This window comes from Jannaschia aquimarina (assembly GCF_000877395.1).
GTDB classification, from domain to species: Bacteria; Pseudomonadota; Alphaproteobacteria; order Rhodobacterales; family Rhodobacteraceae; genus Jannaschia; species Jannaschia aquimarina.
The window spans coordinates 1-10,708 of sequence record NZ_JYFE01000010.1; the positions used below are offsets into that span (position 1 = coordinate 1).

Annotated in this window: 10 protein-coding genes; 1 reads left to right on the forward strand and 9 read right to left on the reverse strand. The window is 67.3% G+C overall.

Annotation, left to right across the window (positions count from 1 at the left end):
* Positions 1-2 precede the first annotated feature (2 nt).
* Positions 3-2,699: a [protein-PII] uridylyltransferase family protein gene (locus jaqu_RS01690; protein WP_043917209.1), complete on the reverse strand. Its 2,697-nt coding sequence runs from the start codon at positions 2,697-2,699 to the stop codon at positions 3-5.
* Between the two features lie 39 nt (positions 2,700-2,738).
* Here jaqu_RS01690 and jaqu_RS01695 point away from each other — a divergent pair, with 39 nt between their 5' ends.
* Positions 2,739-3,206 carry a YbaK/EbsC family protein gene (locus jaqu_RS01695; protein ID WP_043917210.1) on the forward strand — a complete coding sequence of 156 codons (468 nt, stop codon included), beginning with the start codon at positions 2,739-2,741 and terminating at the stop codon, positions 3,204-3,206.
* A gap of 55 nt (positions 3,207-3,261) precedes the next feature.
* Here jaqu_RS01695 and jaqu_RS01700 read toward each other — a convergent pair whose 3' ends face one another.
* Genes jaqu_RS01700 through jaqu_RS01735 form a run of 8 tightly spaced genes read right to left on the reverse strand, consistent with a single transcriptional unit; the run spans position 3,262 to position 10,639 of the window.
* Positions 3,262-4,482: a cysteine desulfurase gene (locus tag jaqu_RS01700; protein WP_043917211.1), complete on the reverse strand. Its 1,221-nt coding sequence runs from the start codon at positions 4,480-4,482 to the stop codon at positions 3,262-3,264.
* On the reverse strand, positions 4,479-5,093 hold the full coding sequence (locus jaqu_RS01705) for a hypothetical protein (RefSeq protein ID WP_043917212.1): 615 nt from the start codon (positions 5,091-5,093) through the stop codon (positions 4,479-4,481). Before jaqu_RS01705 ends, jaqu_RS01700 begins: the two co-directional genes overlap by 4 nt.
* Positions 5,090-5,647 carry a hypothetical protein gene (locus tag jaqu_RS20380; protein ID WP_052500717.1) on the reverse strand — a complete coding sequence of 186 codons (558 nt, stop codon included), beginning with the start codon at positions 5,645-5,647 and terminating at the stop codon, positions 5,090-5,092. The genes jaqu_RS01705 and jaqu_RS20380 overlap by 4 nt, the downstream gene beginning before the upstream one ends.
* Positions 5,647-6,897 carry a SufB/SufD family protein gene (locus jaqu_RS01715; protein WP_089268390.1) on the reverse strand — a complete coding sequence of 417 codons (1,251 nt, stop codon included), beginning with the start codon at positions 6,895-6,897 and terminating at the stop codon, positions 5,647-5,649. Before jaqu_RS01715 ends, jaqu_RS20380 begins: the two co-directional genes overlap by 1 nt.
* Complete coding sequence (sufC, locus tag jaqu_RS01720) at positions 6,897-7,649, reverse strand: Fe-S cluster assembly ATPase SufC (RefSeq protein ID WP_043917213.1); 753 nt, start codon at positions 7,647-7,649, stop codon at positions 6,897-6,899. The genes jaqu_RS01715 and sufC overlap by 1 nt, the downstream gene beginning before the upstream one ends.
* Before the next feature lie 34 nt (positions 7,650-7,683).
* Positions 7,684-8,097 carry a hypothetical protein gene (locus tag jaqu_RS01725; protein WP_043917214.1) on the reverse strand — a complete coding sequence of 138 codons (414 nt, stop codon included), beginning with the start codon at positions 8,095-8,097 and terminating at the stop codon, positions 7,684-7,686.
* Positions 8,094-9,602 (reverse strand): Fe-S cluster assembly protein SufB, encoded by a 1,509-nt coding sequence (gene sufB / locus jaqu_RS01730; RefSeq protein ID WP_043917215.1) that lies wholly within the window; start codon positions 9,600-9,602, stop codon positions 8,094-8,096. Before sufB ends, jaqu_RS01725 begins: the two co-directional genes overlap by 4 nt.
* The gene (locus jaqu_RS01735; RefSeq protein ID WP_043917218.1) at positions 9,599-10,639 is read right to left on the reverse strand and encodes a cysteine desulfurase family protein; all 1,041 of its coding nucleotides are present in this window, start codon (positions 10,637-10,639) and stop codon (positions 9,599-9,601) included. Before jaqu_RS01735 ends, sufB begins: the two co-directional genes overlap by 4 nt.
* Between the last annotated feature and the right edge of the window lie 69 nt (positions 10,640-10,708).

Sequence of the window (10,708 nt, forward strand, 5' to 3'; positions counted from 1 at the left end):
CCCTATCCCCGGCCCCGCGCCACCGCGGCCCCGATCGCAGCGTCGGCCCGCTCGGCGGCCGCGTCGCAATCCGCGCGCAGCGTTTCGAGATCCGGACGCCCGGTCGTGCGGGCGAGATAGGCGCCGCCGCCCAGGCCCGGCTCGGTCGCATCCGCCTTGCCCAAAAGCGCGGCAGCCCCGGCGACGTCTGCGAACAGCGTCCCGGCGTCTTTCAGTACGTCCCGCTCCGCTTCGGTCAGCCATCCCTCCGCCGTCAATTGTCCAAGCATGGATTGATCCGTGCAGCCCGCCAGCAAAGCGTTCGCCTGCGCCGCCATCCCGATCTCCTGCAGGCGGCCGGGTCCGGATTTCACCGCCAGGCCGGAACCGGTCCGGCCCGCCGCGCGCAGGCGATCGCGCATGTCCGCCACGGCGGTCAGGACCTCGGCCGCAGAAAACCGGGAGGCGCGCAAAGCCTTTCGACGCGCCGTCTCGGCCGCCTCCCTCAGTCCCGCATCTCCTGTGACCGCACGGGCGCGGGTCAGGGCCAGATGTTCCCACGCCCAGGCCTCCGAGGCCTGGTAGGCCTCGAACCCGGCCAGCGATGTCGCCACGGGGCCCTGCCGACCCGAAGGACGCAACCGCATGTCCACCTCATAGAGCCGCCCCGCCCCTGTCGGGGCGGTCAGCGCAGTGATCAGCGTCTGGGTGAACTTCGCCGCCCATTGCCGCTGGCCCAACCCCTTGCGATCGGAGACGGCATCGGGATCACCATCATAGAGCACCACCAGATCCAGATCCGATCGCGCGGTCAGTCGCCCTGCCCCCAGACTGCCCATCCCCAGCGCCGCCAGCCGCAGTCCGGGCACCGCCCCGCAGCGGCGTTCCGTCTCGGCCCGGGCCGCATCCCATGCGGCGCCGAGCGCGGCCTCGGCCAGCTGCGCATATCCGGCCCCCGCCTCCCCGGGCGTGGCCAGGCCCCGCAGCAGATGGACGCCGATCCGGAAATGCGCCTCCCGGTGCCAGAGACGCAGCGCATCCAGCACCGTCTCGAAATCGCCATCCGCCGCCGGGGCGTCGAACCTGTCCAGCGGAGAGAAGAAGGACCCGTTCAGCACTGCATCGAAAACATCCGAATTGGCCGCGAGGAAGCGCGCCAGATCGGGCGATGTCGCGCAGATGTCGACTATCAGGTCGATCAGGGCCGGTGATGCCTCGAACAAGGCGAAGAGCTGCACCCCTGCGGGCAGCCCCCGCAGGAAGCCGTCGAACGCGGCCACCGCCTCGGCCGGCCTCTCCGACGCCGCCAGTGCCGCCGTCACCCGCGGGCGCAACCGTTCGAAACTCGCACGGCCGCGCTCGGAGCGTAGGGCGGGATATGTCGGCCAGCGCGCGGCCGCGGCGTCGAGCTCGGGCACGTCCGGGGTCGGTGGCGCCGTTGCGTCCGAGGGGCGGAAGAACGTGTCCGTTATCGCCTCGACCTCGCGCAGAACCTCGCGCATCCCGGCGACGTAGCGATCCGGATCGCCCTCGCCCGAGAGGCAGGCAATGCGCCGCAACCCGTCGGGATCGCGCGGCAGCCGATGTGTCTGGGCGTCCTGCACCATCTGCACCCGGTGTTCGGCATCGCGCAGGGTCAGATAATGCCGCGACAGGATCTCGGCTTCGGCTCCGGGCACCCAGCCCGCGGCGGCCAGCCGTGACAGCCCGTCCAGCGTGCCGCGCACGCGCAGGCCCTCGTCGCGCCCCCCCGCGATCAGCTGGCGCGTCTGGGTGAAGAATTCGATCTCCCGGATCCCGCCCTGCCCCAGCTTCAGATCATGGCCGGGCACGTCCCAGTCGCGGTAAACGCCCTTGTGATCGCGGATTGCCAGCCGCATGTCGTGGGCGTCCTGCACGGCGGCGAAGTCCAGATGCCGCCTCCAGACGAAGGGCCGCATCGTCGCGAGAAACGTCTCACCCGCCGCGCGGTCACCCGCGCAGGGCCGCGCCTTGATCCAGGCCGCCCGCTCCCAGGTGCGGCCAAAGCCCTCGTAGTACCGCTCCGCCGCCTCCATCGACAGCACGATCGGGGTGGAGGCCGGATCGGGCCGCAACCGCAGATCGGTGCGGAACACGTAGCCTTCTGCCGTGACGTCCGAGAGCCAGCGACAGGCCAATCGCGCCGCCTTCACCAGCCCCGCCCGGACCGTCGGATAATCACCGGGATCGTGGCGCGCCTGATCGAAAAGCAGGATCGCGTCGATATCGGAGGAATAGTTGAGTTCCCCGGCCCCCATCTTCCCCATCGCGAAGGCGACCAGCCCCGTCTCCTCGGGCAGCCCCTTCTGCCGTGCGCAAGCCAGCGACAGCGCCCGGTCCACCGCCGCGTCGGCCAGCCGCGTGAGGGCATCGGTCGCCTGCATCGTGTCCCAGACCCCGCCCAGATCGCACAGCGCGACCAGCGCGGCCGCCCGCCGCTTTGCCACGCGCAGCGGCGCCGCCGGATCCCCCTCGATCCGCGCGATCCCGTCCAGAAGGTCTGTCAACGTCGCTTCGGGATCGGCGCCCCAGATACCGCCCAGCCAATCCGCCTCGCGCGCGAACAACCCGGCGAGATAGGGCGCGCTGCCGCCCGCCCCGCGCACGATGTCGGCCCAGGCATCGGGCGGCGCACATGCGTCCAACGTCCGTTGCCCGGCCTCGGGGTCGTAGGGGATCGGACTGCGCGTCGGGATCATCGTCTTGCCTCCATATCCGTGCTGCGACAGACACGCCCCATGAGCAAGAGCCTGAAACGCGTCACGGCCGCCCTGCATGGGGCCGGACTGGACATCGAGCCGGTCGAGATGTCCGGATCCACCCGCACCGCCGCCGAGGCGGCCGCCGCCGTCGGGTGCGAGATCGACCAGATCGCCAAGTCGATCCTCTTCGCCGCCGGGGATGGCTGCGCGCTGTTCCTGACTGCCGGGGGCAGACAGGTCGATCCCTCTCACGCAGCCGCGCTGGCCGGAACCGATCTGGGCCGCGCCGACGCCGATACGGTCCGCCGCGTGACCGGTTTCGCCATCGGCGGCGTTGCCCCCGTGGGCCACCTGACGCCTTCGCCGATCTGGATGGATCCGCGCCTGACGGAGTTCGATACGATCTGGGCCGCAGCAGGGACGCCGCGCCACGTCTTTCCGATCGCGCCACACGACCTGCGACGGATCACCAAGGCGACCGTGACCTATTTCACCGCTGCCTGATCCTCATCCTGCTCGAAATATCCCGGGGAGCGCGAGCGGTCCGATCTCAAAGCCCTCAGGCGAACAAGTCGTGGCAAAGCTCCAGCGCGTCCACCAACACGTCCACCTCCTCGCGCGTGTTGTAGACACCGAAACTCGCGCGGCAGGTGGCGGTCACGCCCAGATGCTCCATCAGCGGCTGGGCGCAGTGATGCCCTGCGCGGACGGCGACGCCCTTCTTGTCCAGCACGGTCGAGATGTCGTGGGCATGGGCCGCCCCCTCCAGCGTGAAGCTGAAGATCGCCGCCTTGTCCGGCGTCGTGCCCTGAACGTTCAGCCAGTTCAGCCCATCCAGCCGGTCGCGGGCGTAGTCGCGCAACCCCGCCTCGTGGGTGGCGATATTCTCCATCCCGAGATCCATCATCCACTCCAGAGCCGCGCCCAGACCGATGGTCTGGACGATGCCGGGCGTGCCCGCCTCGAACTTCATCGGCGGGTCGTTCCAGGTGACGGCGTCCTTGTGGACTTCGCGGATCATATCGCCGCCGCCCATGAACGGGCGCATCTCGGCCATCCGTTCGGGCCGGATGTAGATCGCGCCGGACCCGCTGGGACCATACGTCTTGTGGCCGGTGAAGGCGTAGAAGTCGCAACCCAGCTCGGCCACGTTCACCGGCATGTGGACGACCGCCTGGCTGCCATCGACCAGCACCGGCACGCCTCGGTCCCGTGCGCCGTCGCAGATGGCCTTCACGTCGACCACCGTGCCCAGCACGTTCGACAGATGGGTGACCGCGATCAACCTGGTGCGCTCGGTCACCGCGCCGAGCACGGCGTCGGGGTCGAGCGCGCCCGTCGCGTCCACATCGACCCAGACCAGCTTCACGCCCTGCCGCTCCCGCAGGAAGTGCCAGGGCACGATGTTGGCGTGGTGCTCGGCCACCGAAAGCACGATCTCGTCGCCCGGCTCGAACCGGGGTGCGGCCCAGCCATAGCTCACGAGGTTGATCGCCTCGGTCGTCCCAGAGGTGAAGACGATGTGCTCCTCGCTCGACGCGCCGAGAAACCGCGCGACGGTCCCGCGCACGGCCTCGTAATTCTCGGTCGAGATGGTCGAGAGCGTGTGCAGCCCCCGATGCACGTTCGAATAGTCCTCGGCATAGGCGCGCTGGATCGTATCCAAGACGACCTGCGGTTTCTGCGCGCTCGCCCCATTGTCGAGATAGACGAGCGGCTTGCCGTTCACCTCGCGCGAGAGGATCGGGAACTGGCTTCGAATGTCGGCGACATCGATCATCGTGCGATGCTCCTCCAGAGCAGATAAACCCCCGCCGCCGGAAGGACGAGCGGGGGAAGGAAGTACGAGAGTATGGCGGCACCCATCCCAACGGGCAGCGCGCTCAGCCAATCGTCGAAACGGTAGAGGACACGTACCGACACAACCATGACCAGGATGCCCGCGACGTAGCCCATCATGAAAAAGGAACCGTACATATCCAGCGACGTCAGGCGATAGACGATCACCACTGTCAGCTCGACCAAGTCCAGCCCGATCTCGGCCAGGCCGTAGGGAACGGTCATCCACATGGCCGCCGCGCCGGAGATGTCCAGCCGGTAGATCAGACGTCCGGCCATCCACAATATGGCCGCCGCCGAGAAGATCCGCGCCACGGCGACGGCTGCTCCGATGGCGGGGCCGTCCGCACGCTTGCCGCCGGGTTCGACGGTGTGGGGAAAGGCCCAGGGACCGAAGCCGTAATCCAGCACCACGTGAATCAGCGCTGCCACCACGAGCGCCATCGCGGCGTGAACCGCCCTGGGCGTCTCGGCATGCATCGCCTGCAGAGCCCCCAACGGACCGGAAAAAAAGGCCCGCAGCGCCGTGACCGGTCTCGGTCCGGCCCTCACTCCGGCCTCTCCGCGACGTAGATGGAATTGACCCACACCCAGATGAAGGCGCAGATCGTGACGATGCCGACCGCGTTCGCCGCCGGACCGGGACCCACGAAGCCCGTCGTCAGCCCCGCCAGCAGAAGGCCCGGCGTGATGACCAGGAACGACCAGAAGAGCGCGATCCGCGCCCGCAGCGCCGTCCCCTTGCCCCCGACCAGCCGAGCGATCCAGTGCGAGACCATGGCCACCGCATAGAGGATCAGCGGCATGAGGAAGATCCAGCCGAGAAGCGCGCCCGACACCATCGCCTCGAACTTGGCTTGGGCCAGATCGGCCGGGACCGCCAGGATGCGCGCATCACCCGCCTCCTCGACGATGGCGGCGTCCAGAACGGGATCCGGCTCGCGCGAGCGGCGGACCAGGACCGGCAATTGCGCGACGAAGCCCAGAACAGTCCCCACCGCGACGTAGACGAACGCGATCCGGTCGTTGGCGCCATGCTTCAGGCGCTCGCCCATGACCGTCGCGGGCCGGATCCAGGCCCGCGGGATGTCCCGGCTGATGGCCATCAGTCGCGGAGCCAGCCTTCCAGAAGGTCGGTCACGTGCTGACGCAGCTCCTCGTCCGCGATTTCCTCGACCGCTTCGGCCAGGAACGACAGGACGAGCAAGTCCTCCGCGTCCTTGCGCGGCACCCCGCGCGAGCGGAGGTAGAACAGCGCCGTCTCGTCGATGGCCCCCGTCGTCGACCCGTGAGAACAGGCCACGTCGTCGGCGTAGATCTCCAGCTCCGGCTTGGCCAGGAACACGCTGTCGTCGTCTAGCAGGAGAGACTGACTGATCTGGTAGCCGTCCGTCTTCTGTGCGCCTTCCTTCACGAGGATCTTGCCCTGAAAGACGCCCGTCGCCCCGTCGCGCAGTACCTTCTTGAAGACCTGACGGCTTTCGCAGTTCAGCGCACCATGGGTCACGAAGACCGTATCGTCGTGATGGAAGGCGTTCGCCCCGATCGCCGCGCCCGCGACATGGGCCGAGGCATCGTCGCCGGTCAGATCCAGCACGGCCTCGTTGCGGGTCAACGTTCCGTTCTGGGACAACGTGAACGACTTGAACGCCGACTCGGATCCGAGCCGGGCGAAAAGATGCGTGTTTGCGTGCCGGTCTGCCCCACGCCCCTGGATCCGTATGTGATCACAGGCGCCGCCATCGGCGATATCCACCTCCATCACGGTGTTGAACCGCGCGCCGGGATACCCGGATTCCAGAAGCGTGACAGAGGCTTGCGAGTCGATCTTCACGCAATGGTGCAGGATCGGATCGCCGCCGCCGACATAGCGGATGTGGATCGGCATATCGACCGTGCCATGTACGTGCAGCAACAGGCCGTCGGTCGCGAAGGCGGTGTTCAGCATCGCAAGCGACCGTGTGACGGGCCGCGAACCGGCCGCCTCCAGCACGCCATAGATATCTCGCGCCCAGTGGATATCAGCGCTGCCTTCCTGTGCCACCGATCCGATATCGATGCCTTCAGGCAGATCGCCGCGCCAGGACGGCTCTCCATCCTCGATGGTGATCTCGAAGCAGTCGATCTCGTCGAACGGATCGGCTTCCTCGTCCTCCCCGCCCGCGGCGGGCGCGACGGAGACCAGCGCCGAAGGATCGGTGTAGCGCCAGTATTCATCGCGCCGATGCGGCAGGCCGACCGCCTTGAGGCGACCCAGCGCATCTTCGCGCGCGGCACCCAGCCAACCGCCACCAGCGGACTGCGTCAGCGCGTCGAGCCGGGCATTCAGCGCGTCGAGCTTGGGCTGCGCCACCATCACGCGCTCTCCAGCAGATCGCCGTAGCCGTTGGTCTCGACTTCCAGCGCGAGTTCCGGGCCGCCGGTCTTCACGATGCGGCCATCGGCCATGATGTGCACGACGTCGGGTTTGATATGGTCCAGAAGACGCTGGTAATGCGTTATGACCAGAAACGCGCGGCCTTCACCGCGCAGGGCGTTCACGCCATCGGCCACCAGCTTCATCGCGTCCACGTCCAGCCCGGAATCGGTCTCGTCGAGGATGCACATCTTCGGCTCCAGCATCGCCATCTGGAGGATCTCGTTGCGCTTCTTCTCGCCGCCCGAGAATCCCACATTCACGGGCCGCTTCAGCATGTCGGCGTCGATCTTGAGGTCCTTCGCCTTGGCGCGGATCACCTTGAGGAACTCGCCCGCAGACAGCTCTTCCTCACCTCGCGCCTTGCGCTGGGCATTCACGGCCGTGCGCAGGAAAGTCATGTTGCCCACGCCGGGGATCTCGACGGGGTACTGGAACGCCAGGAAGAGGCCTGCGGCCGCGCGCTCCTCCGGCTCCATTTCGAGAATGTCCTCTCCTTCGAGAGAGGCGCCACCGTCCGTGACCTCGTAGCCGTCCCGACCCGAGAGGACGTAGGACAGGGTCGACTTGCCCGACCCGTTCGGCCCCATGATCGCGTGCACCTTGCCCGCCTCGACGGTCAGGTCGACACCCTTGAGGATCGCCTTGTCCTCTTCCTCGAGTTTGACGTGCAGGTTCTTGATTTCCAGCATATCTTTTCTCCGTCAGCACCTTACGGCGCAATGTTCAGTCTTTTCCGAAGCGGTCAAATGCGCCGGATGCACGAGCCGCAGCCAACTTGCGATCAAGTTCCTCACGCCGTGCATCCTCGGTGGCGATCTGCGCAGAATGCTCGCGGACCGCACGTCGCGGTGCGGTCAAGCCCACGACGGCAACTCCAAGCGCCATCGTCGCCGCAGCGCCGAGCACAATTCCAAGCCCCACCGACCAGCCCCCCATGAAGGCAACGGCCCCTCCGATCGCTCCGCCCACAACTCCCATCGCTCCTACCACGAAGACTTCCGGAGGCAGAACGGATCCGCCCAATGCCGCGGCCCGGGCCGTAGCACCGAGACGAAATTGATCGACCTTACCGAGCCGTCTAGCCCGATCCACCCCGGTTTGCGTGATATGGCCTGTCTCGACGTTCTCGATGCTCACCCCACCGATCCCTCCAGCGAGATCGCGACGAGCTGTTGCGCCTCCATGGCGAACTCCATGGGCAGGGCCTGAAGCACCTCCTTGCAGAAGCCGTTGACCACGAGGGCCACCGCCTCCTCCTCGTCCATCCCGCGCGAGCGGCAGTAGAAGAGCTGATCGTCGTCCACCTTGGAGGTCGTCGCCTCGTGCTCCACCCGCGAGGAATTGTTCTTCACCTCGATATAGGGAACCGTGTGCGCCCCGCATTCCGACCCGATCAGCAGCGAGTCGCACTGCGTGTAGTTGCGCGAGTCCTTGGCTTTCGGATGCATCGAGACGAGCCCGCGATAGGTGTTCTGCGCCTTGCCCGCACTGATCCCCTTGGACACGATCCGGGACTTCGTGTTCTTGCCCAGATGCACCATCTTGGTGCCGGTATCGGCCTGCTGGAAGTTGTTGGCGATGGCGATCGAGTAGAACTCGCCTTGGCTGTCGTCGCCGCGCAGGATGCAGGACGGGTATTTCCACGTCACCGCGCTGCCGGTCTCGACCTGCGTCCACATCACCTTGGATCGCGCGCCCCGGCAATCCGCCCGTTTGGTGACGAAGTTGTAGATGCCGCCCTTGCCGGTCTCGTCACCCGGGAACCAGTTCTGGACGGTGGAATATTTCACCTCGGCATCATCCAGCACGACGATCTCGACCACCGCCGCGTGAAGCTGCGCGGTGTCCCGCTGCGGCGCGGTGCAGCCTTCGAGGTACGAGACGTAGGACCCCTCGTCGGCGATGATCAACGTGCGCTCGAACTGGCCCGTATTCTCGGCATTGATGCGGAAGTAGGTCGACAGTTCCATCGGGCAGCGCACGCCCTTCGGGATGTAGACGAAGGACCCGTCCGAGAAGACGGCCGAGTTCAGCGTCGCATAGTAATTGTCGGATTGCGGCACGACGCTGCCGAGATACTTCTTGACCAGCTCCGGATGCTCCTTGATCGCCTCGGAGATCGAGCAGAAGATGACGCCCGCCTTGGCCAACTCGGCCTTGAAGGTCGTGCCCACCGACACGCTGTCGAACACGGCATCGACGGCGACCTTCCGATCCTCCGGCGCGGGTTCCACACCCGCCAGAATCGCCTGCTCCTTCAGGGGGATGCCCAGCTTCTGGTAGGTCTCCAGCAGCTTCGGATCGACCTCGTCCAGCGATTTCGGCTTCTCCGTCATCGAGGCCGGGCGCGCGTAGTAGTACTGATCCTGGAAGTCGATCTCGGGATACTGGACCATCGCCCATTTCGGCTCGGTCATACCGACCCAGCGGCGATAGGCGGCGAGGCGCCAGTCGGTCATCCATTCCGGCTCGTCGTTCTTTTCCGAGATCAGGCGGACGATATCCTCGGACAGCCCCTTGGGGGCGTATTCCATCTCGATCTCGGTGTTCCAGCCGTGCTTGTAGGTCCCGGACAGGGCCTTGACCTGTTCGACGGTCTCCCGGTCGACACCTTCGCGGATCTTTTCGTCCAGAGCGGTCATCGCCGTCTCCTTTCCCTCAGAGCGGTGAAGGTCTCGACGAAACGCTCCACCTGGTCCTGCGTCACCGTGGGCCCCAGCGAGACGCGGATCGCGCAATCTGCCTCGCCTGCCCTCTCGTATCCCATCGCCCCCAGTACCGCGCTGGCCCGTACCTTGCCGCTGGAGCAGGCAGAGCCCGCACTGACGGCGAACCCGGCCAGATCCAGCGCCATGACCTGCGTCTCGCCACGCCATCCGGGCGTGATCAGACAGGATGTGTTTGGCAGCCGGGGCGACTCTCTCCCGACCAAAATAGTCGGGTTGCCGGGGGCAGCAAGACTTGTTTCTAGAAAAGTTCTAAGTTGGGACACCGGCTCCCAGGCGCCGTCCGCCAGATCGCGGGCCGCCGCCTCGGCCGCGGCGCCGAAACCCGCGATCCCGGGGATGTTCTCCGTGCCCGAGCGGCGGCCCATCTCCTGCCCGCCGCCGCGGATCTGCGCCGCCACGTCCAGTCCGCGCCGGATCACCAACGCGCCGATCCCCTTGGGCCCGCCCAGCTTGTGCGCGCTGACCAGAGCCATGTCCACGCCGGACCAGTCGAAGGCGCAGGGCACCTTGCCGAAGGCCTGCGTCCAGTCGCTGACGGCCAGACCATCGGGCAGATCCTGCATCACGCCGGTTTCCGAATTGGCCAGCTGCAGCGCACTGGCGGCCGGATCCGCCACGCCGACCCGCCCGGCCCGATCGACCGGCAAGCCACCGTCGCCCCAGGCCGCCACCGCTTCGTGCTCCACCGGCGCGCAGGCGAGGCCGCGCCCGGCCATCGCCAGCGCGGCGCCCTCGGTCGCGCCCGAGACGAAGACGATGTCCGCGCCCTGAGCGCCCAGCGCGTCGGCCACCTGCCGTCGCGCCCGCTCGACCAGTGCCTTGGCGGCGCGCCCTTCGGCATGGACGCTGGACGGATTTCCGACGACGTCCATCGCAGCCAGCATCGCGTCCCGCGCCTCGGGGCGCAGCGGCGCCGTTGCGTTCCAGTCCAGATAGACCCGCTCGACCACGCGCACCCTCCCTCATCCTGCCGAAAATATCCCGGGGGTCCGGGGGCAGAGCCCCCGCCGGATCGGACG